General features: G+C 64.0%; 25 protein-coding genes and 1 other RNA gene. 21 read left to right on the top strand and 5 right to left on the bottom strand.

Annotated elements, in window-relative coordinates; all coding sequences use genetic code 11:
* Nucleotides 1-107 precede the first annotated feature (107 nt).
* The gene (locus ACZZ0O_RS16610) at nt 108-2,240 is read left to right on the top strand and encodes a sensor histidine kinase (protein ID WP_055854419.1); all 2,133 of its coding nucleotides are present in this window, start codon (nt 108-110) and stop codon (nt 2,238-2,240) included.
* Between the two features lie 3 nt (nt 2,241-2,243).
* Nucleotides 2,244-3,965 carry an EAL domain-containing protein gene (locus ACZZ0O_RS16605; RefSeq protein ID WP_046964054.1) on the top strand — a complete coding sequence of 574 codons (1,722 nt, stop codon included), beginning with the start codon at nt 2,244-2,246 and terminating at the stop codon, nt 3,963-3,965.
* A gap of 135 nt (nt 3,966-4,100) precedes the next feature.
* Here ACZZ0O_RS16605 and ACZZ0O_RS16600 read toward each other — a convergent pair whose 3' ends face one another.
* On the bottom strand, nt 4,101-5,327 hold the full coding sequence (locus tag ACZZ0O_RS16600; RefSeq protein ID WP_055854422.1) for an ATP-binding protein: 1,227 nt from the start codon (nt 5,325-5,327) through the stop codon (nt 4,101-4,103).
* A 132-nt stretch (nt 5,328-5,459) separates the two neighbouring features.
* Between ACZZ0O_RS16600 and ACZZ0O_RS16595 the strand changes: the two genes are divergently transcribed.
* A non-coding RNA gene (locus ACZZ0O_RS16595) (sX9 sRNA) lies at nt 5,460-5,536 on the top strand.
* 222 nt (nt 5,537-5,758) lie between these two features.
* Here ACZZ0O_RS16595 and ACZZ0O_RS16590 read toward each other — a convergent pair.
* The 3 genes from ACZZ0O_RS16590 to flgA form a co-directional block, all read right to left on the bottom strand.
* A complete protein-coding gene (locus tag ACZZ0O_RS16590; protein ID WP_055854424.1) occupies nt 5,759-6,091 on the bottom strand; it encodes a flagella protein in 333 nt (110 codons plus the stop codon).
* Nucleotides 6,092-6,106: 15 nt separating this feature from the next.
* Nucleotides 6,107-6,418: a flagellar biosynthesis anti-sigma factor FlgM gene (gene flgM, locus ACZZ0O_RS16585; protein ID WP_055854427.1), complete on the bottom strand. Its 312-nt coding sequence runs from the start codon at nt 6,416-6,418 to the stop codon at nt 6,107-6,109.
* Between the two features lie 66 nt (nt 6,419-6,484).
* Entirely contained in the window at nt 6,485-7,129 is a 645-nt protein-coding gene (gene flgA / locus ACZZ0O_RS16580; RefSeq protein ID WP_055854430.1) for a flagellar basal body P-ring formation chaperone FlgA, read from the bottom strand.
* 300 nt (nt 7,130-7,429) lie between these two features.
* Here flgA and ACZZ0O_RS16575 point away from each other — a divergent pair, with 300 nt between their 5' ends.
* The 18 genes from ACZZ0O_RS16575 (at nt 7,430) to ACZZ0O_RS16490 (ending at nt 25,765) form a co-directional block, all read left to right on the top strand.
* Nucleotides 7,430-8,374: a chemotaxis protein CheV gene (locus ACZZ0O_RS16575; protein WP_016901727.1), complete on the top strand. Its 945-nt coding sequence runs from the start codon at nt 7,430-7,432 to the stop codon at nt 8,372-8,374.
* Between the two features lie 569 nt (nt 8,375-8,943).
* Nucleotides 8,944-9,345, top strand: a complete 402-nt coding sequence (flgB, locus tag ACZZ0O_RS16570; RefSeq protein WP_055854433.1) for a flagellar basal body rod protein FlgB — start codon at nt 8,944-8,946, stop codon at nt 9,343-9,345.
* Between the two features lie 3 nt (nt 9,346-9,348).
* Nucleotides 9,349-9,756, top strand: coding sequence for a flagellar basal body rod protein FlgC (gene flgC / locus ACZZ0O_RS16565; protein ID WP_005914451.1), 408 nt, complete (start codon nt 9,349-9,351; stop codon nt 9,754-9,756).
* A gap of 37 nt (nt 9,757-9,793) precedes the next feature.
* Nucleotides 9,794-10,465: a flagellar hook assembly protein FlgD gene (locus ACZZ0O_RS16560; RefSeq protein WP_463591301.1), complete on the top strand. Its 672-nt coding sequence runs from the start codon at nt 9,794-9,796 to the stop codon at nt 10,463-10,465.
* 31 nt (nt 10,466-10,496) lie between these two features.
* On the top strand, nt 10,497-11,720 hold the full coding sequence (flgE, locus tag ACZZ0O_RS16555) for a flagellar hook protein FlgE (RefSeq protein WP_115527748.1): 1,224 nt from the start codon (nt 10,497-10,499) through the stop codon (nt 11,718-11,720).
* Between the two features lie 144 nt (nt 11,721-11,864).
* On the top strand, nt 11,865-12,620 hold the full coding sequence (flgF, locus tag ACZZ0O_RS16550) for a flagellar basal-body rod protein FlgF (protein ID WP_055854442.1): 756 nt from the start codon (nt 11,865-11,867) through the stop codon (nt 12,618-12,620).
* A gap of 1,001 nt (nt 12,621-13,621) precedes the next feature.
* Complete coding sequence (gene flgG, locus ACZZ0O_RS16545; protein WP_006452262.1) at nt 13,622-14,407, top strand: flagellar basal-body rod protein FlgG; 786 nt, start codon at nt 13,622-13,624, stop codon at nt 14,405-14,407.
* A gap of 38 nt (nt 14,408-14,445) precedes the next feature.
* Nucleotides 14,446-15,138, top strand: coding sequence for a flagellar basal body L-ring protein FlgH (gene flgH / locus ACZZ0O_RS16540; protein ID WP_463591300.1), 693 nt, complete (start codon nt 14,446-14,448; stop codon nt 15,136-15,138).
* Between the two features lie 10 nt (nt 15,139-15,148).
* The gene (locus ACZZ0O_RS16535; protein WP_055854446.1) at nt 15,149-16,267 is read left to right on the top strand and encodes a flagellar basal body P-ring protein FlgI; all 1,119 of its coding nucleotides are present in this window, start codon (nt 15,149-15,151) and stop codon (nt 16,265-16,267) included.
* Between the two features lies 1 nt (nt 16,268).
* Nucleotides 16,269-17,459: a flagellar assembly peptidoglycan hydrolase FlgJ gene (flgJ, locus tag ACZZ0O_RS16530; RefSeq protein WP_463591299.1), complete on the top strand. Its 1,191-nt coding sequence runs from the start codon at nt 16,269-16,271 to the stop codon at nt 17,457-17,459.
* Between the two features lie 11 nt (nt 17,460-17,470).
* Nucleotides 17,471-19,345 carry a flagellar hook-associated protein FlgK gene (flgK, locus tag ACZZ0O_RS16525; RefSeq protein WP_055854453.1) on the top strand — a complete coding sequence of 625 codons (1,875 nt, stop codon included), beginning with the start codon at nt 17,471-17,473 and terminating at the stop codon, nt 19,343-19,345.
* A complete protein-coding gene (flgL, locus tag ACZZ0O_RS16520; protein ID WP_055854455.1) occupies nt 19,345-20,550 on the top strand; it encodes a flagellar hook-associated protein FlgL in 1,206 nt (401 codons plus the stop codon). The genes flgK and flgL overlap by 1 nt, the downstream gene beginning before the upstream one ends.
* A gap of 318 nt (nt 20,551-20,868) precedes the next feature.
* Nucleotides 20,869-22,068, top strand: a complete 1,200-nt coding sequence (locus ACZZ0O_RS16515) for a flagellin (RefSeq protein ID WP_115561989.1) — start codon at nt 20,869-20,871, stop codon at nt 22,066-22,068.
* Nucleotides 22,069-22,304: 236 nt separating this feature from the next.
* The gene (gene fliD, locus ACZZ0O_RS16510; protein ID WP_463591298.1) at nt 22,305-23,630 is read left to right on the top strand and encodes a flagellar filament capping protein FliD; all 1,326 of its coding nucleotides are present in this window, start codon (nt 22,305-22,307) and stop codon (nt 23,628-23,630) included.
* A 150-nt stretch (nt 23,631-23,780) separates the two neighbouring features.
* A complete protein-coding gene (gene fliS, locus ACZZ0O_RS16505) occupies nt 23,781-24,194 on the top strand; it encodes a flagellar export chaperone FliS (RefSeq protein WP_055854461.1) in 414 nt (137 codons plus the stop codon).
* Nucleotides 24,195-24,202: 8 nt separating this feature from the next.
* Entirely contained in the window at nt 24,203-24,496 is a 294-nt protein-coding gene (locus ACZZ0O_RS16500; protein WP_055854464.1) for a hypothetical protein, read from the top strand.
* Nucleotides 24,496-25,062 (top strand): PilZ domain-containing protein, encoded by a 567-nt coding sequence (locus ACZZ0O_RS16495; protein ID WP_463591297.1) that lies wholly within the window; start codon nt 24,496-24,498, stop codon nt 25,060-25,062. The genes ACZZ0O_RS16500 and ACZZ0O_RS16495 overlap by 1 nt, the downstream gene beginning before the upstream one ends.
* 70 nt (nt 25,063-25,132) lie before the next feature.
* Nucleotides 25,133-25,765: a response regulator transcription factor gene (locus tag ACZZ0O_RS16490; RefSeq protein ID WP_055854470.1), complete on the top strand. Its 633-nt coding sequence runs from the start codon at nt 25,133-25,135 to the stop codon at nt 25,763-25,765.
* On the opposite strand, the gene ACZZ0O_RS16485 is transcribed toward ACZZ0O_RS16490, so the two are convergent.
* Nucleotides 25,747-25,920 carry a hypothetical protein gene (locus ACZZ0O_RS16485; protein WP_463591296.1) on the bottom strand — a complete coding sequence of 58 codons (174 nt, stop codon included), beginning with the start codon at nt 25,918-25,920 and terminating at the stop codon, nt 25,747-25,749. The genes ACZZ0O_RS16490 and ACZZ0O_RS16485 overlap by 19 nt on opposite strands.
* Nucleotides 25,921-25,924 lie beyond the last annotated feature (4 nt).

Below are 25,924 nucleotides of genomic sequence, written 5' to 3'. Positions count from 1 at the left end.
CGAAGGATCGACCCCTGCCTCGGGGTCGCAATGGATAACGGCCGTCCAGCGGATTAGTTGAGGCGAGTGTTTCGAGCGCAACCGAACCGGGCCGACTTACGGCTAAGATGGCCGCATCGCCCGCTCCAAAGGTCGTCCGCGGACCCATGCACCAACCTGTCGCCGCGCCCGCGTTCTCGTCCCCTCCCGTGTCCCGACTTCGCCTGGCCGAACGCCTGCAGCAAGGCCTGTGGACGCTGACCGGTCTGTACCTGCTGATCGGTGTGGTGTGGCTGCTGCTGGGCAACCGATTGCTCAATCTGGCTGGCGCGGCAGTGCCGGAACGCTGGTCCGATGCCAGCTTTCTGCTGGTGTCGAGCATCGTGATCCATCTGGTGCTGCGGCGCTTCATGACGCTGATCGTGGAAGAACATGCGCAACTGGCGCAGTCCGAAGCCTTGCTGCAGGCCAAGTTCCTGGCCCTGCCCAGCCCGGCCTTCATCTACGACCTGGCGACCATGCGCATTCTCGACGCCAATCCGGCGGCGCTGGAATTCTTCGGCTGGGAGCGCGACGAATTCCTGCAGCAGACGCTGCAGGCGGTCTGGCCCAACGCCGATGGCGCGCGGCTGGAAGACATCATCACGGAGATCCGCGGCAAGGGCGACACCACCTGCGTGTTGAACGAAGATCTGCTGACCCGCAGTGGACTGCGGCATGTCGAGGTGCGCAGCAATCAGCTGCATCTGGCCAGCGGCCCTGCCCGTCTGGTGGTGACGGTAGACCGCAGCGAAGAACGCCAGGCGCAGCATCTGCGCGACGAAGCGCTGGAACGCCTGGAAGAAGCGCAGGGCATCGCGCGACTGGGTTCGTGGCAACTGGATCGCGCCACCGGCCTGGGCCGCTACTCGGCGGCGGTGTATCGCATCCTGGGGCGCAGCGTGCCGATGCATCGGCGCGAACATCGTCTGGAAGAGCTACTGACCGCATCCGATACCGCCACCCAGGCGCGTATCGAACGCATGATCGAAGACATGTGCACCGGCGGCGAGGTACAGATCGATGTGCTGCTGCCGCTCACTGGCGGCGATTCGCAACCGCGCACCGTGCATCTGCGGGCAGAGAGCGTGACCCTGCCCAGCGGCGCAAGCCATGTGCATGGCACCTTGCAGGATGTCAGCGAACGCGAACAGTCGCGGCGTCTGCTGCGCGAGCGCGAGGAACAGTTCCGCGAGCTGGTGCGGGTGCTGCCGGACGGCGTGCTGATCCTCGCCGACGAGCACGTGATGTACGCCAATGCGGCAGGCTCCGCCCAGTTCGGTTTTCAGGGCGAAACCATTCTGGGCGAGCCGCTGCAGACGCTGGTCGGCGATTCCGACCTATCGGTGGTGCGCGAGTATCTGCGTGCGGGCAGCGATCGCAATGAGCCGGTGTCCAGTGCGCGGGCGATGCGCCGTCGCGATGGCAGTACGTTCTATGCAGGCCTGTCGGCGGGCGATATCCGCTACGGCGGGCGCAGCTGCAAGCTGCTGGTGGTGCGCGATCTGAGCGAGCCCGAGCGCATGCGCGATGCCCTGGCCGAGAGCAATGCCGAGTTGCAGGCGATGGCCAAGCGGCTCTTCTCGTTGCAGGAAGACGAACGCCGTGCGATCTCGCGCGATCTGCACGACGACATCGGCCAGGCGATCACTGCCATGAAGTTGTCCGCGCATGCGGCGCTGGACGAACTCGACCCGGTCGCGCGCCGCGAAGATCTGCTGGAAGTGGTGTCGCTGGCCGATTCCACCGTGAACAAGCTGCGCAATCTGTCGATGCTGTTGCGTCCGCCGCAACTCGATGCGCTGGGTCTGGAAGCAGCGTTGCGTTGGCAGGCCTCGATGCTGTTCCGCGCCTCGCAGGTCCGGTTGGAGCTGGACATCCAGGCGCTCGATGTGCGCCCCGGCAACGAAATCGAACAGGCCTGCTTCCGGATTGCGCAGGAAAGCCTGACCAATGCATTGCGACACGCATGCGCCGGCGAAGTGCGCATGAGTCTGCAATCGATCGACAGCGAGACGTTCCGTCTGGAAGTCAGCGACGACGGCGATGGCTTCGAGCCGGAAGGCCCGCGCGGACTGGGACTGATCGTGATGCGTGAGCGTGCGCAAACCGTCGGTGGCGTGCTCGCGATAGACTCAGCACCCGGAGCAGGCACGCGCGTGACGTTGCGCCTGCCCTATCACCCGGCCGGCGAGTCCGTCCACGAAGATGGTGGACGTTGAGTCATGTGGAGCCCCGTAATCCCGCCCGGATTGGAAATCGTCAAACCGACACGCCTGGGCGCTGGCAACCCCGAACTACTGCATCTGGTCGACGCGGCCGCATCCGGCGGCCAGCCGTTGATGATCTTCCATGTCGACATCGACCATTTTGCCTCGATCAACGAGAACATGAGTGGTGAGGTCGGCGATCAGGCACTGACGCTGGCCGCACGCCGTCTGCAGGAATTTTTAGGCACGCGCGGCAAGTTGTGGCGGCACGGCAGCGACGAAATGATCATCGTGGCGGTGCGCCGCGACGACACGCCGCTGCCGGAGGATTTTGCTGAAGAGATTCGCCAGCAGCTGGAACTGCCGTTATCGGTGTTGCCGTATACGTTGTTCATGACCGGCAAGGTTGGTATCAGCCTGTGTCCCGAACACTCGACCTCGCTCTCCATCCTGCTCGACTACGCCGAAGAAGCCAGCTATCAGGCCGCGCGCGAAGGCGGCAACACGGTGCGCCTGTACACGCGCAATTCGGCGACCAACGCGCATAGCGAGAGCATCATTGCGCGGCAGATCGTCGATGCGATCCCGCATGGCGAACTGCGCCTGCGCTACCAACCGCTGGTCAGCGCACGTGACGGCCGCATCGTCGGCATGGAAGCGCTGCTGCGTTGGCAATCGCCCACGCTGGGCATGCTGGTGCCGGAGCGCTTCATGCGCACCGCAGAGCGGCTGGGCGTGATCGTGCAGATCGGCGAATGGGTACTGCAGAACGCAGTGCGTCAGGCGCGGCTGTGGCGCGACCAGGGCTTCGACGATTTCAGCATTGCGGTCAATGTCTCCACGCTACAGTTGCTGCGGCCGGGCTTCTTCAACGAAGTGATGGCCATGCTGCAAACGGCGGGCGTGCCGGCGCAGTTCGTGACCCTGGAAATCAACGAAAGCGCGTTGACCAACAACGTCAACTTCGTCCACGAGACGATGGCCAACCTGCGCAACGAAGGCATCAGCCTGAGTCTGGACAACTTTGGCACCGGCGATTCCAGTCTGAGCGCATTGGTGCGCTACCCGGTCGACCGGCTCAAGATCGACCGCAGCTTCATCAAGAGCGCGCCGGCCGGTAGCCGCGAGGCAGCGATTGCGCGCGCCATCATCGCGATGGGCCACCAGCTGGGCATGACGGTGATCGCCAATGGCGTGGAATCGCAAGCGCAGCTGGGCTTTCTGCGACGCAACGATTGCGACATCTTCCAGGGCTATCTGTTCGGAGAACCGATGTCGGCCGAGTCCGCCGGCATGGCACTGCGTCGGCGCTATCTGCGTCCGGAATCGTTCGCCGAAAGTCGCCCGGACCGCACCTTGTTGCTGCTGGACGACGAAGAAAACGTGCTGCGCTCGCTGGTACGCCTGTTCCGCCGCGACGGCTACCGCATCCTGGCGGCCGGCAACGTGCGCGACGCCTTTGACCTGTTGGCCACCAACGACGTGCAGGTGATTCTGTCGGACCAGCGCATGAGCGATATGAGCGGCACCGAGTTCCTGGGCCGCGTCAAAATGCTCTACCCCGATACCGTGCGCCTGGTGCTGTCCGGCTACACCGACCTTGCCACGGTGACCGAGGCGATCAACCGTGGCGCGATCTACCGGTTCCTGACCAAGCCGTGGAACGACGACGAACTGCGCGAGCATATTCGCCAGGCCTTCCGCACCCATGACGAGCTACGCAACGGCCGGGAATAGGGAACCGGGAATGGAGAATTGGTAGAGCAGATATCTACCGCTTGATTCTCCGCGTGCCAAATCGTGCCTCAAAATCAAAGCACCAGCGCATGCCGCTCTCCCGATTCCCTACTCCCGATTCCCAGCGCGTCAGCGCTACTTCGGCTGCCGGATCGGCAACACGATGCGGAAGCTGGCGCCCTGCCCTGGCACGCTTTCGACGTCGATACGGCCATGGTGCTTGTTGATGATGCCGTAGGAGATCGATAGCCCCAGGCCGGTGCCGCTGCCGACCGGTTTGGTGGTGAAAAACGGGTCGAAAATGCGCTGCAGCAGGTCCGGGGCGATGCCGGCGCCGCTGTCCTGGAACTGGATCCAGACGTTTTCAGCTTCATCGCGTCCGCTGGTGACGGTGATCGTGCCGCGCTCGACAATCGCCTGGCCGGCGTTGAGCAGCATGTTCATGTAGACCTGGTTGAGCTCGGACGGCAGGCACTCCACCAGCGGCAGCTCGGCGTAATTGCGCTCCAGCGTCACCTTGTACTTGAGCTCGTTCCAGATGATGTTGATCGTGGATTCGAGGCCGGCATGCAGGTCCACCATCTTCCACGACTCGGAACGGTCCGAGTACGAGAAGTCCTTGAGGTCGCGCACAATGCGGGTGACCCGCTCGATGCCTTCGCGCGATTCGGCCATCAACTGCGGCAGATCGCGGCTGATGAAGTCGATATCGGCACGGTTGCGGATTTCGTCGATCTCGGGAATCAAGGCCTTCGGGTCCGGCGCCTGCAGCGCGCGCTCATAGGCTTCGATCAGGGTGAACAGGCTGCGCAGGTACTCCTGCAGGCTGCCGAGATTGGAGTGCACGTAGCCGATCGGATTATTGATCTCATGCGCCACGCCGGCCGCCAACTGGCCGATGGAGGCCATTTTTTCCGACTGCAGCAGTTTGTCCTGGGCGCCGTTCAAGCGCATGTAGGCCTGGCGCAGTTCGGCGTGGCGCTGTTGCAGCTCGCGCTCGTAATCCTGCTGGCCTTCGATGTTGTGGAACAACGCCAGAAAATGCCCGACGCCCTGCTCTTCGTTGTAATACAAGTGCGCGATGACCACGCGGTCGGCTACCGGCAGGCTGCCGGTCCAGCTGCCCTTGCTGCGCGCCTGATTCAGCGCATCCGATGGCAGCACTTGCGAAATCCGCTCGCCCAGATTGCGATCGTCGGCGGGGTCTTCCTTGCACAGGCTCTGACGCGCGACGGCGTTGGCCAGAATCAGCTGCCCATCGGCCCGGAACAGCAAGACGCCTTCAAGCATCTGGTCGCCGAATGCGCGCAGGATGGTCGAAGACGGTAACAATGCTTGATTGAGAAAAAACTTGGCGGTCACGGGACACGGCGGCAGCAGGGACGCTTCAATATACGCCGAACCATAGGGCGGCCATATCGCCACTTGGTCTTAGAGCAGCTAGCAACACGACTGTGCAGCTACCAGGCGGGCGCGGCCGGTGCTCGGTGCGGCATGTACCGTTCGTACACTCCGGTTCCTCCGCGCCGTCCATACCCACCAAACGACTGCTCGCTACGTTTTTATTAGCCGCTCTTGCAGCAGTCTTCAAACTGCTCTATTAGCCGTTGCCAGGCGCGACCGCTGATCGGCATGGCGTGCGTGCATTGGAACAGCGGTGACTCCGCGCCGTCCCTTCCCGTCAGTCGATTGCGCACGGTGTCTGCCAGCCGGCAGTGTCGACCGTAGCAAACCTGCGTGGCCTGCGTGCGCGCAGCACCTGGGTGCGTGCGCCCGCTGCAGTGACGGCTACCTCAGGCGACTGCCAGCGAACGTCCGCCGCGCAGTACATTGGATTGACCCTTGGCGTCGTACGAGGGCGCGCTTTCGGTTCGCCCCAGGTGACGCAGCGCCCAGTTCACTTCACGGCGGCGGCGTGCCAGCAGCGCACCATTGGCGCGGTTGGCTTCGGCCAGCTCACGCAGACGCTCTTCTTCGCCTTCGGGCATTCGCGCTTCAAGCGCGCGCAGCGCCGACAGCTTGTCCTGCGTGTGCCGCATCAACCCGTCGATGTCGTTCTCGAGTAATGCCTGGCGTTCGCCGGCCAGCGCATCGCTGAGACGTTGCAGGAACTCGTTCACGTTCATCCTTTTAGTCGGGGATCAACCCGCCAGTTGCTGATTCAGATCCATCATGCGGCTGGCGATGGCATCCGGGTTGATGGAGTAGCTGCCGTTCTGCAAGGCGTCTTTCACAGCCTGGACGCGACCGGTGTCGATCGCCGAGGACTGCGACAGCTCGCGCTGCAGGTTCTGCAGATTGGTGGCTTCGCCGGTCAGCTTGACGCTGTCGGTGGGCGGTAAGGCTGCAATCGGGGACGCGCGATCTTCACCGGCCGGAACGATCTTGCTGCTCGTGGCCGCGGTGCGAAGGGTGGCAGCGGTCGGTAGATTGCCTTCAATTTTCTGGGTCATGTCAGGAACTCCTCTACAGGTCGTAGGGGATAACGGCACCCAGAAAAAAAACTTTATAGAAAATTTTTACCTGGAGACCACAACGGTTCCGCTCGCTTCAACAATCCCCTGTACTACACGGCGGGACGAGGAATTCTCTACCGAAACCCGCTCGTTTTCGCCGGCATCGGAGAGCGCGCGACCGCTCATGCGCACCTCCAGACCGCCGTTGCGCGACACCAGCGGGACGGTATCGCCGCGCCGGACCAGCCGCTGCGTCACCAGATCATTGGCCGAGAGCAGCGAGCCGGCCGGCAGGACACGGCGGGCGGACTTGCCCACTGCGGCCACCGGGTCGGCCAGTACCGCACCGACGATGCGAGCGGCGTCACGCTTCTCGATACTGATATCGGCTAGCGAGATGGTTTCTCCAGCGCTGATGCCCCGACGCAGCACCAGGACATCCTGGTTGCGACGCACCTTCAATGGCACGAACAAACGCCAGCCGGCCGGCTGCGGGCAGGCCACTTCGACGGTGTTGGTGCCGGTGGGCTGGGCTTGCAGCGCGATGGGACAGGCCGGCATGCGCAGACCCGGATCGAGCGTGGCCTCGGCTTCGGCATCGGGGCCAACCGTGGCCAGCGCCGCTGCGCGAATGGAATCGACCGACTGGTACCCATCGGCCCAGGCCGGGGCGGCGACCAACAAAATGACAAGCAGGAGCAGGCGCATGGGACCAGATCCGTAGGAAGACGCGGAAGCTCATGCAAGCGGTGTGCCTGTTTTCGAATAGGGAATCGGGAATGGGGAATCGGTTGGTGGCTGAAAGATGGTCGGCCTTCGTTGCTGCCGTGCGATTTACTAGGTGAAAGCTATCAGCAGGCAAAGTCACTGCCCTTCGCCTCGGGCTTGCTGCGGAAAGCTTCATCCCTCGCTTTTACGATTCCCCATTCCCGACTCCCCATTCCCGACAGCGCCCCGACCAACCACAAAGCCCTCAAGTTTCCAGGCGGCGCTGTCGATATCTGCCCCATGACCCACGATCTGCTCAACCGCATCGACCAGCGCACCCGACTGGCTGGCCACAATCGACTGGCGCTGCTGCTGTTTAGGCTAGGCGGGCGCCAGCTTTTTGGCGTCAACGTCTTCAAGGTGCAGGAAGTGCTGCGCCGGCCGGAATTGTTCCAGGTGCCCGGCCTGCCGACCGAATTCGCCGGCGTTGCCGACGTGCGCGGGCGCTCGGTGCCGGTACTGGATCTGGGCCTGGCCATCGGCCACCCGGAACGCGACGCACACTCCGAAAACGGCCCCGGCTATCTCGTGGTGGCCGAGTTCAACCGCTCGGTCCAGGGATTTCTGGTCAGCGGCGTGGAGCGCATCGTCAATATTGCGGTGGAAGATATCCACCCGCCGCCGGAACTAGGCGCCGAAGCCACTTATTTGACGGCAGTGACGCGGTTCCAGGGCGAGCTGATCCAGGTGATCGACGTGGAAAGCGTGTTGGCCGACATCGCCAAGGTCAGCAAGGACGTGCAGCTGGACCCGTCGCTGCAGCTGGTGGCCTACGACCGTCAGTTCCAGGTATTGGTGGTGGACGACTCGCGGGTGGCGCGTCAGCAGATTCGCAGCGTGCTCGACCAGCTCGGCGTGTCGGCAACCTTGTTGTCCGACGGCCGTCAGGCGCTGGATCACTTGCTGCAGGTGGCGGCGTCGGGCGAAAACCCAGCCGACCGCTATGCGATGGTGATCTCCGATATCGAAATGCCGGCAATGGACGGCTACACGCTGACGACGGAAATCCGGCGCACGCCGGGCCTGCAAGGCCTGTACGTGCTGCTGCACACCTCCTTGTCGGGCGTGTTCAACAACGCCATGGTCGAGCAGGTGGGTGCCAATGCCTTCGTGGCCAAGTACAGCGCGCATGAGTTGGCCGACTACGTGTTGGCACGCTTGAAAGTGGTTGCCGAAGCGGCCTGAGCAAGAGATCGACTGACCGGTTCGCCGGCGGCGGGGCGTTCGCAGCGCTGGCCGCGTGTGCAGGTGCCGATAGCGATGAGTAAGGAATGCCTTGCAGGCATTCCCGGCGTAGAACTCCGGCGACACCCAAGCTGCCTTGGCGACGCGCCTTCGACGAACCAGCAGCCTGTTGGCGTGAATTACCGTCAATAGTGGCTTCGCAACACTCCCCACCTAATCTCGTCAGGCAAGACGCCCACATTGGGCGCAGCGCCTTTCTAGAGCTGCGAGCCGTTGCCGCTGTCACTTGCCCCTTCCAGATGGTCCCGGTCTAGATAGTCCCGACCGTTGCCGACCGTTGCCGCTAGCCACGCGGCGCCTCGCACAGGACTTGCATCAGCTAGTCCGATAGCGCGAAAGAGCCCCGAACCGGCCGCCCAGGTTCGCCATCCTGTCTGAAACCGCGGCCTTGGCCGATCAAGGCCCCGCTAGGGCGCTCCAGCCGCCCTACCCGATCGACGGGTCCAGCAGCACCCCTGATTTGGCACAAACATTGCTTCTTCTCTGGCAACACTTCGCGGGAGAGCACCGTGTCCAATCCCTTCTCGTCCTTCCTCGGCGTCCACGGCGACGCATTGTCGCTGCGCGAGCAGCGCATGAAGCTCATTGCCAGCAATCTGAGCAATGTGGACACCCCTGGGTACAAGGCCAAGGATCTCAACTTCGAAGCGGCCTTGAAGTCGGCCCAGGGCGTGCAGGATGGCGGCTTGATGCAGGCCACCGACGCCAAGCATTACGAAGTGGGCGGCGGCGCCGGGCTCAACCCGTTCCAGATCACCCGCGAATCCGATCAGCCCAGCCTGGACGGCAACACCGTCGATCCCGATGCAGAACGCGCCGCCTACGGCCGCGCCGCGCTGGAATATCGCGCGTCGCTGAGCTTCCTCGAATCCAAGGTGCGCTCGATGCTCACCGCGATCACGGGCCAATAAGTCATGAGCAACCTTCCCATTTTCGATGTGGCCGGCTCGGCGCTGCATGCGCAGTCGGTCCGCCTGAGCACCATCGCCTCCAACCTGGCCAACGCCGATTCGGTGGCCGGTTCTGCAGAAGCGACCTACAAACCGATCGAGCCGATCTTCCAGGCCCAGCAGAGCCGTCAGGACCCCAGCCTGACCTCGGTGAACGTCAAGGAGATCACCACCACCAACGCGCCGCCGATCCGTCGCTACGAGCCCGGCCACCCGCTGGCCGACGCCGACGGCTACGTGTTCTCGCCCGACGTGGACCCGGTCTCGCAGATGGTCAACATGATTTCCGCCTCGCGCAATTACCAGGCAGGCGTGGAAATGCTCAATACCGCCAAGGAACTGGCGCTCGCGACCCTGACCATGGGTCGCTGACCCTCCTTGCTGACCTTTTTCCTACGGACCCTTTCCAATGAGCACGATCGGTAGCGACCTCTACACCAGCCTCGGGCTGACCTCCAGCAGCGCCACATCGACGAAGAAGAAAGAGGAAGCACTCGGCCAAGCCGATTTCCTTAAGTTGATGACCGAACAGCTGCAGCACCAGGACCCGCTCAAACCGATGGAAAACAGCGCGTTTCTAGGCCAGTTGGCGCAGTTCTCCACCGTGCAGGGCATTGGCGACCTCAATACCAAGGTCGGCAATTTCTCCGATTCGATGAACGCCGACCAGGTGCTCAAGGGCGCCGCGCTGGTGGGCCACAACGTGTTGGTGCCCTCGGCGCAGGTCGCCATCGATGCCACCGGCTCGGCCAAGGGCGTGGTCGCCGCAACCTCGGCTGGCTTCGTCAATTTTGAAATCACCGATGCCAACGGCGCCTTCGTCAAACAAATCAGCGTGCCGGCCAGCGCCGCCGGTGAGGTGTCGTTCGCCTGGGATGGCACGGACGCCAACGGCAACCGCATGGCCGCCGGCAAATACGGCATTACCGCAACCCAAACCGACACCACCGGTGCCAAGAGCAAGTTGTCCACCTATGTCGATGCACCGGTGGACAGCGTCACGATCGGCTCGGACGGCCTGTATCTCAACCTGACCGGGCTAGGCACTTCCCCGCTCGCCAACGTGCTCCGCGTCAGCTGAGCCGGCAACCGACACTTAAAGGAACTCATCCATGGCTTTCAATACCTCGTTGTCCGGCATCAACGCAGCCAATGCCGATCTGAACGTTACTTCCAACAACATCGCCAACGTCAACACGACCGGGTTCAAGGAATCGCGCGCCGAGTTTGCCGACATGTTCCAGAGCACCAGCTATGGGCTGTCGCGCAATGCGGTCGGTTCGGGCGTGCGGGTCAGCAACGTGGCGCAGCAGTTCTCGCAGGGCAATATCGACCCGACCGGGCGCAGCCTGGATCTGGCGATCTCCGGCGAAGGCTTCTTCGCCGTGTCCTCCAACGGCGCCAAGATGTACACCCGCGCCGGCAACTTCCAGACCGATGCCAACGGGTATGTGGTCAATCCGCAGGGCGCGCGCCTGCAAGTGTTCGCGCCGAATCCCAGTGGCAATGGCTTTGACGTAGGCCGCCTGTCGGACCTGCAGTTGCTGACCACCGACAGCCCGCCCAAGTCGACCTCCACGGTCAACCTGGCCTTCACCCTGCCCGGCAACGCCACCGCACCGACGGTGACCCCGTTCAGCCCGGCCGACGACAAGACCTATAGCCACTCCACCGGCGGCATCAATGTCTATGACTCGCTGGGCGTCAGCCACGTGCAGACCTCCTACTTCGTCAAGACCGCCAATCCGAACGAGTGGCAGGTGCACAACTATGTGGACGGCACGGCAGTCGGTGCGCCGACCACATTGCAGTTCTCCGACACCGGCTCGCTGACGACCCCGGCCAACGGCATCATCGCGATGGACCCGTTCACCCCCAGCACCGGTGCCGGCGTGCTGAACATGCAGCTCAACGTCAGCGGCTCGACCCAGTACGGCGAAGCCTTCGCGCTGCGCGACACCCGCCAGGACGGCTACGCCAGCGGCAAGCTCAACGAGATCAGCTTCGATACCAGCGGCGTGGTGTTCGCGCGCTACTCCAACGGCGCCGACAAGCCGCTGGGCCAAGTCGCGCTGGGCAGCTTCGTCAATCCGCAGGGTCTGCAGTCGCAGGGCAACAACATGTGGGCCGAAAGCTACACCTCCGGCGCCGCCCGCATTGGCGCACCGGACACCTCGGACCTGGGCCAGATCGAATCCGGCTCGCTGGAAGCTTCCACGGTGGACCTGACCGAGCAGCTGGTGAACATGATCGTGGCCCAGCGCAACTTCCAGGCCAACTCGCAGATGATCTCGACCCAGGATCAGGTCACCCAGACGATCATCAATATTCGTTAAGGGCTGGGAATGGGGAATCGGGAATAGGGAATCGTAAGAGCCGGCGTCACGTCTAGCGGACAACGGCCTTACCTCCCCTCTCCCAGTCTCCAGCAATCCCGCTTTTACGATTCCCGATTCCCCACTCTCGATTCTCGGTGTCAAATGGACAAAGCCCTCTACGTCGCAATGACCGGTGCCCGCGCCTCCCTGCAGGCGCAGAGCACCGTGTCGCACAACCTTGCCAACGTCGATACGGTGGGGTTCAAGGCCGCATTGGCCAATACCGAGGCCTTCAAGATCCAGGGCAAAGGGTATCCGTCGCGGATCGATGCGCTGCACGTGGATCAGGGCTTCGATCGCAGCCAGGGCCATCAGAAAGTCACCGGCAACCCGCTGGATGTGTCGCTGCAACAGGACCGCTGGCTGGCTGTGCAATCGCCGGATGGCAGCGAGGCCTACACCCGCAACGGCGAATTGGCGCTCACCGCCAATGGCCAGCTGGTCACCGCCAACGGACATGCGGTGCTGGATGAAGGCGGCAACCCGATGACCATCCCGCCGCACCAGGCGATGGAAATCGGCAGCGACGGCAGCATTTCCATCATCCCGCAGGGCGAAGGCCCGCAGGCGATGGATATCGTCGGCAAGATGAAGGTGGTCGATGCGCCCGCCGACCGTTTGACGCGGCGCCCGGACGGGTTGATGCGCAATACCAGCACCGACCCTGCGCAGGCGTTTGCGGTGGCCACCGGCAAGACCGTCAACAGCGGCATGCTGGAAGGCAGCAACGTGGATGCCGCCGGCGCGCTGGTGGAGATGATCCAGCTGCAGCGCCAGTTCGAAATGCAGGTCAAGATCATCAAGAACGGCGACGACAACGCGCAGTCAGCCAATTCGTTGCTGCGGGTCAGCGGCTAACAACGCCTGGCGAGCGTTGGCCAGGCGGGTGCGGCCGGCGCGGAGGACCCGAGTACGCAGCGATACCTGCCGATTCCAGGCACCGGATGCGCTTGTCTGCTGACCATCCGCCCACCGTCAGATGTTCTAAAACCGTCAGATGTTCCAAACGTGATCGCCGAAGCGACTGCGCCGTCAGGCGGGTGCCTATGGTGGTGTTTCGGCTGCTTGAAGCACGACGACCGCGTTATCGCGGCGCGTTTATCGTACCTGCCGTCTTCGGCGTCAGGCCTGAAAGCGGCCGGCCTGCAAGCGGTCCAAACGCTCAGTGCGCATGGAGTCGCTCCAAGCCGTTGCACCCATTCGCAAGCTAAAGACATCAGTCAACGCACGGCCCCTGATTCAAACGCCACGTCTATCAACGCCGCATTTATCTCAGTCACCGACCAAAACCGGCGGTGCTTGCGCGCGTGTAGGCGTGGGACCTTAGGCGGCATGGATGCCGCATAAGAACCTCCATGGATGGATTCACGGCGTGTCCCACGCCTACACGCGTGCAAGCGCCCTCAGCAGACCGCCGCATGCGCGCAAATTGGCAGCGGTGATGGTTGGAGAGCTTGTGACCGGGCAGCTGTAGTAAGCGGGTTGGTCGATGCGCGGCGCCGTCTCCGGGAGCGGGACACGCCGTGAATCCGTCCGTGGAGGCTCGGTAGCGGCATCCATGCCGCTACACGGTCCCGCCCCCGGAGACGACGCCGCGCTTCCACGGTTGGCCATTGCTGATCGCAAGCAATAGCGGACGGCATCAACGTTCACTGGCTTGCCTTGTGCACGCCGACACATCCCGCAGGCGTCCGCCGTCTCCGACGCACCGATGCATCGTCTCCCGGCCGCCGCGTCTCGGCCCTGCGCCGCGTGATCCACCGCACAGCCGGCAAGATTCCGACGCGGGTTTGGCACAGCACGTGCATATACCCAGCCGTACCCGGAACACATCCCCGGGTCTAACGAGGAATCGGGTCATGAATCAGGCTTTGTGGGTCGCCAAAACCGGACTGGATGCGCAGCAAACGCGCATGTCGGTCATTTCCAACAACCTGGCCAATACCAATACCACCGGCTTCAAGCGCGACCGTGCCGCGTTCGAAGACCTGCTGTATCAACAGGTGCGTGCGCCGGGTGGTTCCACCTCCGCGCAGACGCAGCTGCCGACCGGCCTTCAGTTGGGTACCGGTGTACGGGTGGTTTCTACCTTCAAGGGTTTCGACCAGGGCAGCCAGCAGCAGACCGGCCGCGCGCTCGACGTGATGGTCAACGGCCGCGGCTTCTTCGAAGTGCAGATGCCCGACGGTACCTCCGCCTACACCCGCGACGGCACCTTCCAGATCAATGCGCAGGGCGAAGTCGTCACCAACAGCGGCTACCCGCTGCAGCCCGGCATCCAGGTGCCCGAAGGCGCGCAGTCGCTGACCATCGGCAACGACGGCACCATCAGCGTGACGCTGGCCGGCCAGGCCGCAGCGCAGGAAATCGGTGCGTTGACGCTGACCGACTTCATTAACCCCTCGGGCCTGCAGTCCAAGGGCGAGAACCTGTTCGTCGAAACCACCGCCTCCGGTCCCGCGCAGAACGGCACCCCCGGCCTCAATGGCCTGGGCACCACCGTGCAGGGCGCGTTGGAAGGCAGCAACGTCAATACGGTGGAAGAGCTGGTGAGCATGATCGAGACGCAGCGCGCTTACGAAATGAATGCCAAGGCGATCTCCACCACCGACTCGATGCTCGGTTACTTGAACAACAACGTCTGATCGGCCTGCCGGTCGCTGCCCTCTCAGGAATCCACGCCATGTCACGCCTGCCCTCTCTCTCTTCGCTGTCTCTTGCCATTGCCTGCAGCGCGCTGCTGGGTGGCTGCGTGGCAGCCGGCGATGTGCGGCCGTTCGCCGAACTGGCGCCGATCGTGCCGGTGGTCGCGCCGGTGGCGCAGCCCAGCGCCGGTGCGATCTATGCCGCCAGCCCGGGGCTGAACCTGTATGGCGACCGCCGCGCCCGCGACGTCGGCGATCTGCTGACGGTGAATCTGGTGGAAAGCACCACCGCCTCGTCCACCGCCAACACCAGCATCAGCAAGGCCGACACCGTCGACATGAGCACGCCCACGCTGCTTGGCGTGCCGCTCACCGTCAACGGCACCGACGTGCTGCGCAACTCCACCAATGGCGACCGCAGCTTTGCCGGCAAGGGCAACACGGCGCAGAGCAACCGCATGCAAGGCAGCGTGACCGTCACCGTGATGCAGCGCCTGCCCAACGGCAATCTGGTGATCCAGGGGCAGAAGAATCTGCGCCTGACCCAGGGCGACGAGCTGGTGCAGGTGCAAGGCATCGTGCGCGCCGCCGACATCTCCCCGGACAATACCGTGCCGTCGAGCAAGGTGGCCGATGCCCGCATCGCCTACGGCGGCCGCGGCGCGATCGCGCAGTCCAACGCGATGGGCTGGTTGAGCCGCTTCTTCAATTCCCGTCTGTCGCCCTACTGAGCCTGCGACCATGAATCTGTCATCCCTGCCCTTCCGTTTGCTCGCCGCCGCCGTCGCGCTGTGCGCGATTGCCGCACCGGCATCGGCCGAACGCATCAAGGATCTCGCCCAGGTCGGCGGCGTGCGCGGCAACGCGCTGGTCGGCTATGGCCTGGTGGTCGGCCTGGACGGCAGCGGCGACCGCACCAGCCAGGCGCCCTTCACCGTACAGAGCCTGAAAAACCTGCTCGGCGAGCTGGGCGTCAATGTTCCGGCGAACGTCAACCCGCAGCTGAAAAACGTCGCGGCCGTGGCGATCCACGCCGAGCTGCCGCCGTTCGCCAAGCCGGGCCAGCCGATCGACATCACCGTGTCCTCGATCGCCAACGCGGTGTCGCTGCGTGGCGGTTCCTTGCTGATGGCACCGCTGAAAGGCGCCGATGGCCAGGTCTATGCGATGGCCCAGGGCAACCTGGTGGTTGGCGGTTTCGGTGCGCAGGGCAAGGATGGCTCGCGGGTGTCGGTCAACATTCCCAGCGTCGGCCGCATTCCCAATGGCGCCACCGTTGAGCGCGCCCTGCCGGACGTGTTCGCCGGTAGCGGCGAGATCACCCTCAACCTGCACCAGAACGACTTCACCACCGTCTCGCGCATGGTCGCAGCGATCGACAGCAGCTTCGGCGCCGGCACCGCGCGTGCGGTGGATGGCGTGACCGTGGCGGTGCGCTCGCCCACCGACCCGGGCGCGCGTATCGGCCTGCTGGCGCGGCTGGAAAATGTCGAACTCTCGCCGGGCGATGCACCGGCCAAGGTCGTGGTCAATGCACGCACCGGCACCGTGGTCATCGGCCAGCTGGTGCGGGTGATGCCGGCCGCCATCGCGCATGGCTCGCTCACCGTGACCATCAGCGAAAACACCAACGTCAGCCAGCCGGGCGCCTTCAGTGGCGGCCGCACGGCGGTGACACCGCAGTCCACGATCACGGCGACCTCCGAAGGCAGCCGCATGTTCAAGTTCGAAGGCGGCACCACGCTCGATCAGATCGTTCGCGCGGTCAACGAAGTGGGCGCGGCTCCCGGCGACCTGGTCGCCATTCTCGAAGCCCTGAAGCAGGCTGGCGCGCTGACGGCGGAGCTAGAGGTCATCTGACATGCGTATCGCAGCCTCGCCCATTGATCTCAACCCGAGCACCAAGGCCGATCCCGCAAAGATCGACAAAGTCTCACGTCAGCTCGAAGGCCAGTTCGCGCAGATGCTGGTCAAGAGCATGCGCGATGCCAGCTCCGGCGACCCGATGTTTCCTGGCGAAAACCAGATGTTCCGCGAGATGTACGACCAGCAGATGGCCAAGGCGCTGACCGAAGGCAAGGGCCTGGGCCTGTCGGCGATGATTTCCAAGCAGTTGAGTGGCGACACTGGCGGCCCGGCGTTGAACACCTCGCTGAGCACCGCCGAAGCGGCCAAGGCCTATGCCCTGGTCGCCGGCAAGCGCGATGCCTCGTTGCCGCTGCCTGCCCGCGACGGCGCGGCAACCAGCGTCGGTGCGAGCCTCGGCGCAGCTGTCGGCGCCGCTGCAGGCATCGGCGCAGGCGGCCTGACCGGTATCGGCATGAGCCAGGTGCTGGATCTGATCGCCGGGCGCAGCGGCGGCAGCGATGCCGGCAGCGACGACGCGGCCGCACTGAGCTGGCCGTCGGCCAACGATCGCTGGTCCGATGTGGCCGCCAGCGACGCCGCCGCTGCCAATACCGCCGTCAACGCAAGCGCGGCCAGCACTGCTGCTGCCAGCCTGGGCGAGCGCACCCCGGAAGGCTTTGTCGCCAAGATCTGGACGCACGCACAGAAGGCCGCGCGCGAACTCGGTGTGGACCCGCGTGCGCTGGTCGCACAGGCCGCGCTGGAAACCGGCTGGGGGCGGCGCGGCATCGGCAACGGTGGCGATTCCAACAACCTGTTCGGCATCAAGGCGACCGGCTGGAGTGGCAACAAGGTCACCACCGGCACCCACGAATACGTCAACGGCGTCAAAACCACCGAAACCGCCGACTTCCGCGCCTATGGCTCGGCCGAAGAGAGCTTTGCAGACTACGTGCGCCTGCTGAAAAACAACAGCCGCTATCAATCCGCGTTGCAGGCCGGCACCGATATCAAGGGTTTTGCACGCGGCTTGCAACAGGCTGGTTACGCCACCGATCCGGGCTACGCAGCCAAGATCGCGGCGATCGCCAACGGCCCGACCATCGACCGTGCGGTCGCCGCCATCGGCAACGCAGCGGCAGATCTGTCCAACCGTTACGCCAGCACCGCCGAGCCTGCCGGGCTTGGCACCATCCGTCGTTGAGGTAAACGCCCATGTCCATCATGTCCACCGGGACCAGCGCGCTGATCGCCTTCCAACGGGCGTTGTCGACCGTTAGCCATAACGTCGCCAACATCAATACCGAAGGCTACAGCCGCCAACGCGTGGAATTTGCAACGCGCACGCCCACCGACATGGGCTACGCGTTTGTGGGCAATGGCGCCAAGATCACTGATGTGGGCCGGGTGGCGGACCAGCTGGCCATCTCGCGCCTGCTCGACAGCGGCGGCGAACTCTCGCGCCTGCAGCAGCTGTCGTCGCTATCCAACCGCGTGGACGCGCTGTATTCCAACACCGCCACCAACGTGGCCGGGCTGTGGTCGAACTTCTTCGATTCCACCAGCGCGGTGTCGTCCAATGCCTCCTCCACCGCCGAGCGCCAGAGCATGCTCGACAGCGGCAACTCGCTGGCGACGCGTTTCAAGCAGCTCAACGGGCAGATGGACAGCCTGAGCAACGAGGTCAACAGCGGATTGACGTCCTCGGTGGACGAAGTCAACCGTTTGACGCAGCAGATCGCCAAGCTCAACGGCACCATCGGCAATAGCGCGGCCAACGCTGCGCCGGACATGCTCGATCAGCGCGATGCGCTGGTGAGCAAACTGGTGGGCTACACCGGCGGCACCGCGGTGATCCAGGATGGCGGTTTCATGAATGTCTTCACCGCCGGCGGCCAAGCGCTGGTGGTGGGGACGACCTCGTCCAAGCTCACCACCGTCGCCGATCCGTACCAGCCGACCAAGCTGCAGGTGGCGATGCAGACCCAGGGGCAGAACGTCAGCCTCAGCGCCAATTCGCTAGGTGGGCAGATTGGCGGCCTGTTGGAATTCCGCAGCAGCGTGCTGGAGCCGACCCAGGCCGAACTGGGCCGCCTTGCGGTGGGCATGGCCAGCACCTTCAACGCCGGTCACGCCCAGGGTATGGACCTGTACGGCGCGATGGGCGGCAACTTCTTCAACATCGGCTCGCCCACCACCGCGGCCAACCCGAGCAATACCGGCACCGCTTCGCTGACCGCCAGTTTCAGCAATATGTCGGCCGTGGACGGGCAGAACGTCACGCTCAGCTTCGATGGCACCGCGTGGAAAGCCACCAGCGCCAGCACCGGCGCGGCCGTGCCGATGACCGGCACCGGCACCGCTGCCAACCCGCTGGTGCTCAATGGCGTCAGCATGGTGGTCGGCGGCACGCCGGCCAGCGGCGACAAATTCCTGCTGCAGCCCACTTCCGGGCTGGCCGGCACCGTGGCGGTGGCCATCACCGACCCGTCGCGCATTGCCGCAGCGACGCCGGTCAAGGCCACCGCCACCGTCGCCAACCTGGGCTCCGGCAAGATCAGCGACGTCAAGATCACCAATGCGCAGAACCCGGCGCTGCTGACACCGTCGTCGGTGGAGTTCATCGATGCCAACCAATACACCATCGATGGCGCCGGCCCATTCGCCTACACCCCCGGCCAGACCATCAGCGCCAACGGCTGGAGCTTCGCGCTGGATGGCGCGCCCAAGGCTGGCGACACGTTCGGCGTCGGTCCGACGGGCGCCGGCTCCAGCGACAACGGCAATGCCAAGTTGCTGGCCAAGATCGACGATGCCAAAGCGCTCAGCGGCGGCACGGTCACGCTCAACGGCGCGCTGTCGGGCCTGACCACTTCGGTGGGCTCGGCCGCGCGTGCGGCCGATTACGCCGCCGACGCGCAGAAGGTCATCAACGACCAGGCGCAGGCCAGTCGCGATTCGATTTCCGGCGTCAACCTCGATGAGGAAGCCGCCAACATGCTCAAGCTGCAGCAGGCCTATCAGGCGGCCGCACAGATGATCTCCACCGCCGACACCATCTTCCAAGCCATCCTGGGCGCCGTACGCTGATGACCGACCGTATCTCCACCAGCATGATGTACAGCCAGTCGATCGCCTCGATGGGCGCCAAGCAGACGCGGCTCAACCAGCTCGAATCGCAGCTGTCCAGCGGGCAGCGCCTGGTGACCGCCAAAGACGACCCGGTCGCTGCCGGCACTGCCGTGGGCCTGGATCGCGCGCTGGCCGCGATTACCCGCTTCGGCGAAAACGCCAACAACGTGCAGAACCGCCTGGGCCTGCAGGAAAACGCGCTCTCGCAAGCCGGCGACAAAATGGCGCGCGTCACCGAATTGGCGGTGCAGGCCAACAACTCCTCGCTCAGCCCCGACGACCGCAAGGCGATAGCATCGGAACTGACCGCGTTGCGCGACAGCATGGTGAGCCTGGCCAACAGCACCGACGGCACCGGGCGCTATTTGTTCGGCGGCAGCGCCGATGGCAGCGCACCGTTTATCAAGAGCAATGGCGGCGTCGTCTATAACGGCGACCAGACCCAGAAGCAAGTCGAAGTGGCGCCGGACACCTTTGTCAGCGACACCCTGCCCGGCAGCGAAATCTTCATGCGCATCCGCACCGGCGACGGCACCGTGGACGCGCACCCCTCCAACGCCAATACCGGCACCGGCCTGCTGCTGGATTTCAGCCGCGATGCCAGTACCGGCAGCTGGAACGGCGGCAGCTACAGCGTGCAGTTCACCGCCGCCGACACCTATGAGGTACGCGACAGCACCAATGCAGTGGTCAGCACTGGTACTTATAAGGATGGCGACGACATCACCGCGGCCGGCGTGCGCATGCGCATCAGCGGCGCACCGGCGGTCGGCGACAGTTTCCAGATCGGCGCCTCCACCACCAAGGACGTGTTCTCCACCATTGACGATCTGGTTGGCGCGCTCAATTCCGACACGCTGACCAAGCCGCAGAAGGCAGCGATGATCAATACGCTGCAGACGTCCATGCGCGACATCGCGCAGGCCTCGTCGAAGATGATCGACGCGCGCGCCTCTGGCGGCGCGCAGTTGTCGGCCATCGACAATGCCAACTCCTTGCTCGAATCCAACGAAGTCACGCTCAAGACCACCCTGTCGTCGATCCGCGATCTGGACTACGCCTCGGCGATCGGGCAGTACGAACTGGAGAAGGCCTCCTTGCAGGCCGCTCAGACCATTTTTCAGCAGATGCAGTCGTCGTCCTTGTTCAACATGATCCGCTGATTTGCAGCAGAAAACCTGCGTTTTCTTCGCTCCTGCGCGTGAGCACTTGCGCAGGCGGACGGAGTTTATTTTTCGAACGGTTATACCAACGCTAAAGATTTAAGGGGCGCTGCCGAATAAACCAAACCCCTTGATACACAACGCTTACGCATTTCGTCCCGCAGCAGAAAAACAGTAAAAAAATACTGAATTTCGCTAAAGGTTCCCGACGCAACGCCGTTATTCATCTCAGCAGCGGCAACGGCCAACTTGATGGCCCCCCTGCGGAGGCTCCGGGCAAGTCCCCCTTGCCGGAAAAATCGCTTAGGAGAAATCAAAATGGCACAGGTAATCAACACCAACGTAATGTCGCTGAACGCTCAGCGTAACCTCACCACCAGCAGCGCCAGCATGTCGACGAGCATCCAGCGTCTGTCGTCGGGCCTGCGCATCAACAGCGCCAAGGACGACGCCGCCGGTCTGGCGATCTCCGAGCGTTTCACCACGCAGATCCGCGGCCTGGACGTTGCCTCGCGCAACGCCAACGACGGTATCTCGCTGGCCCAGACCGCTGAAGGTGCGATGGTCGAAATCGGCAGCAACTTGCAGCGTATCCGCGAGCTGTCGGTGCAGTCGTCCAACGCCACCAACTCGGCCACCGACCGCGACGCGCTGAACTCCGAAGTCAAGCAGCTCACCGCTGAAATCGACCGCGTTGCCAACCAGACCAACTTCAACGGCACCAAGCTGTTGAACGGCGACTTCTCCGGCGCGCTGTTCCAGGTCGGCGCCGACGCCGGCCAGACCATCGGCATCAACAGCATCGTCGACGCCAACGTCGATTCGCTGGGCAAGGCCAACTTCGCTGCCGCCGTCTCCGCCGCTGGCGTGACCGGCACCGCCACCGCGTCGGGTTCGGTCAGCGGCATCAGCCTGTCGTTCAAGGACGCCAGCGGTTCGGCCAAGAGCGTCTCCATCGCTGACGTCAAAGTCGCTTCGGGCGACACCGCTGCCGATGTGAACAAGAAGGTCGCTGCGGCCATCAACGACAAGCTGGACCAGACCGGCATGTACGCCTCGATCAAGAGCGACGGCTCGGTGCAGATCGAATCGCTGAAGGCCGGCCAGGACTTCACCTCGCTGTCCGCTGGCACCTCCAGCGCCACCGGCATCACCGTCGGCGCCGGCATCACCACCGCCTCGGCCGCTTCCGGCACCACCGCTTCGACCCTGAGCAGCCTGGATATCTCCACGTTCTCCGGCTCGCAGAAGGCCCTGGAAATCGTCGACAAGGCGCTGACCGCGGTCAACTCCTCGCGCGCCGACATGGGTGCGGTGCAGAACCGCTTCACCTCCACCATCGCTAACCTGAGCGCCACCTCGGAAAATCTGTCGGCCTCGCGTAGCCGTATCCGCGACACCGACTACGCCAAGGAAACCGCCGAGCTGACCCGCACGCAGATCCTGCAGCAGGCCGGTACCGCGATGCTGGCCCAGGCCAAGTCGGTTCCGCAGAACGTGCTGAGCCTGCTGCAGTAACTTGCCGCAGTCGTTCAGAAGCGCTTCGCAGCAAATCAAAGGCCCCTCTTCGGAGGGGCTTTTTTGTGGGTGCGGGTTTTTTGACGCCGGTCGTTTGGCGCGGCCGGCACGGAAGTTGCATCCGCTTGGTGGTCAACAAGACGCGTCGGCGCCGCTAAAGTCCTCCCGGATGCGGCCGATACCCGTCTCGTAATCCCATGCATCCGCTGTCCGGATGCCCAGACGAGGAATGCAACATGGCATCGGTGATCAGTACGTCCGGCTCCGGGCTGGATATCCCCACCGTGGTGTCCACCCTGGTATCCCGTCAGAAGGATCCGGAGCAGGCGCGCATCAACAAGGCCGGCACCGCAGCGACCACGCAGCTGTCGGCCATCAGTCAGATCAAGAGCAGCATGACAACGCTCAAGTCTGCGCTGGACAAGGTTGTCAGCAGTGCCGATACCAACGCCTACAAGGCGACGGTTCCGACCGATGCCGGCTTCACCGCCACCACCACCAGCTCGGCCGCGCCCGGTGACTATTCGGTGGAAGTGGTCTCGCTGGCCGCGTCGCAGAAACTGGCCTCCGGCGCATTCACCGCCGATGCCACGGTCGGCAGCGGCACGCTGACGATCGGCTACGGCGACCAGAGCGTTACCGTCGACATCAGCGGTACCGACAAGCTCACCGACATCGCTGCAGCCATCAACAAGGCCGCCGGCGGCAAGGGCGTCACCGCCAGCGTGGTGACCGCCAACGATGGCCAGCACCTGGTCTTCAACGCGGTCGACTCCGGCACCAAGGGGGCGCTGACCGTCAGCGCCAGCGACCCGAGCTTGAATAGCCTCACCTTCGGCGCCGGTGTCACCGGCGGCCTGACACAGCAGGTGGCTGCCGCCGATGCGCTGGTGCGCGTGGACGGCTTCGAGCGCACCTCCAGTTCCAACACCATCAGCGACATCGTGCCGGGCGTGGTGCTCAACCTGACCAAGGCCGCCGAAGGCACCAAGTTCAACCTGGGCGTCGCCGCCGACACCAGCGGCCTCAAGGCCAATCTGACTGCGTACGCCGCCGCCTACAACACCGCCAACACCTTGCTGGCCAAGAGCAGCGCCTACGACGCCACCACCAAGACCGCCTCGGCACTGACCGGCGACTCGCTGGTGCGTGGCCTGCAGCAGCAATTGCGCGGCCAGGTCAGCGGCAACGTCAACGAGCTCAAGGCGCTGGGCCTGACCATCGACAAGGATGGCGTGATGAGCTTCGACGGTGCCAAGTTCGACACCGCCATCGCCTCCGACGGCGGCGCTGCCGCCGAGGTGCTCGGCAAGGACAGCAAGTTCGGCTCCGGCATGACCAAGCTGCTGGACAGCAACGTCAACGCCAACAACGGCACCTTGACCCTGCGCTCGGACAGCTTGAACAAGACCATCAAGGGCTATGAGGCCGACCTGGACGATCTGGACGCACGCATGACCAAGCTGACCGATCGTTACACCGCGCAGTTCACCGCGATGGAAACCATGATCAGCAAGCTGCAGAGCAGCGCCAGTTCGCTCAGCAGTCTGTTGAACAGCTGATTTCCGTGATGCCGATCCTCAAGTCCCGCAAGGGTCTTGCCGATACAAGAAGGGCCTATCGTGATTTCGGCCTTGCCTTCTGGCAGGAGCGTCGTCGCAGGAGCACAGCGCTCCGGGACCAGCGAAGGTCAGCCCATTGAGGAGTCATCCATGTACGGTTCCAATCGTCAATATGCCGAGCAATACCGCAAGGTCGGCGTGTCCACCAGCGTGACCGAAGCCGACCCGCACAAACTGGTGTCGCTGCTGTTCGCTGGCGCCTGCCAGCGCATCCGTCTGGCCCAGGCCTGCCTGGCGCAAGGCGACCAGGCGCGCAAGGGCAAGGCCATTGGCGAAGCCTGCGCGATCGTCGGTCATTTGAACGGCTCGCTCGATCACGAAGCCGGTGGCGAGATCGCTGGTAACCTGTCGGCCTTGTACGACTACGTCATGCAGCGTCTGACCGCCGCCAACCTGCACAACGACGAGACTGCGTTGACCGAAGCGCTGGAGTTGCTCAGCGAAATCGACTCGGCGTGGAACTCCATCCCCCTCGAACAACGCGGCCTCGCTGCGGTTTCCTGAGTCCAGCCATGCATAACGCGCAAAGCCTTCAAGCCGAAATCGCCGATCTCCGCCTCGCCATGGCGCAAGAGGACTTCGAGGCGATGCCGTTCCTGCTCGACAGCCATGACCTGCACCTGCGCGAGTATGCGCAGCACGTGGATCTAAGCCAGGACCGCGACGCGCTGCAGACCTTGCAGACGATGCAGCAGGACTTGATGCGGATGATGCTCGACCGTCGCCGCAAGCTGTTGGACCTGATCCGCGCGCAGCGCACCTCGTCGTCGGCCAGCCTCGCCTACGCACGGGTCGGCCGGATCTGATGACCGCGCTCGGCACACTCGCGCCATCCGCCGATGCCGAGCTGTTTGCCGACACGCTTAGTTGCGAATTGCGTCTGCCGGCCGGCTTCCGCGCCGGTGCCGACGCCGGCTCGCACAGCGCCGCAGAAACCCTGCTGCGCAGCCTAGGCCAGGTCGAAGACCTGCGTAGCGAAGAAACCAGCGAAGACCGTGGCGAACTGCCGCTGCTGGTGCAACGCATGGATGCCAAGCTCGATCTGATGCTGGCACTGATCGGCCGCCTGGTCCGCCAGGGAGACAGTGGCCTGATCCAGGATGTGGTGCATTGGTCGGTCCGCGGCATCCGCTTGAATTGCGCAACCAGCCATACGCCGGGCACCACGGGCAGTGTCTGCCTGCAGCCATCCGATTGGCTTCCTGAATTGGTACAGCTTCCTGCCGAGGTGCTGGCAAGCGCCAGCGATGGTCACGATCAGTGGCTGTGGCTGCGGTTCGCGCCCCTGTCGCCGGGTTTGCAGGACGCCCTGGAACGTCATTTGTTTCGTTTACATCGCCGTCAGATCGCCGACGCCCGCCGCCAGCGCTGATCCCGCTAGTTGGCGCCAGGCGCCGGGTCGGCTAAGGTGCCCCATACCGAAAAAAGGTCTCATCTGCGCCGTGCGAGTCATCATCGTCGACGATCACACCCTTGTCCGTGCAGGCCTGTCCAGGCTGCTGCAAACCTTCGCCGGCATCGATGTCGTCGCTGAGGCCAGCAACGCGCAACAAGCCCTGGATATGACATCCCTGCATCGCCCGGATCTGGTGCTGATGGACCTGTCCCTGCCCGGCCGTAGCGGTCTTGATGCCATGACCGACGTGCTGCGCGCTGCGCCGCGCACGCATGTGGTGATGATGTCGATGCACGACGACCCGGTGCACGTGCGCGATGCGCTCGATCGCGGCGCGGTCGGGTTCGTGGTCAAGGACGCCGCGCCGCTGGAGCTGGAACTGGCGCTGCGTGCCGCCGCTGCCGGCCAGGTGTTCTTGAGCCCGCAGATCTCGTCCAAGATGATCGCGCCGATGCTGGGCCGCGAAAAACCGGTCGGTATTGCCGCGCTGTCACCGCGTCAGCGCGAAATCCTGCGCGAGATCGGCCGCGGACAGAGCAACAAGGAAATTGCCGCCGACCTGGGCATCAGCGTCAAGACGGTCGAAACCCATCGCGCGCGCATGATGGAATCGCTGGGCTGTCGTCGCGCCAACGACCTGGTCCTGCTCGCCGCCAAGCATCACAACGAACTGGTCTGAGCGATTGCAGCCGCAATCGCCGTATCGGTTATTCGAAACACCCGGCGCGGCCCGCACAGGGCCGCCGCGACGAAAACAGTGACGGAATTCCGGCGGGCACGCTTGAGCTCGCCCTTCATGTCAGGGAGTTCCTGACAGACTGTCAGGAAAATCATGAGT

It is taken from the genome of Xanthomonas sp. AC360 (assembly GCF_979258225.1).
Note: the sequence above shows the minus strand (reverse complement) of the source record. Positions and strands in the feature narration are given on the sequence as shown.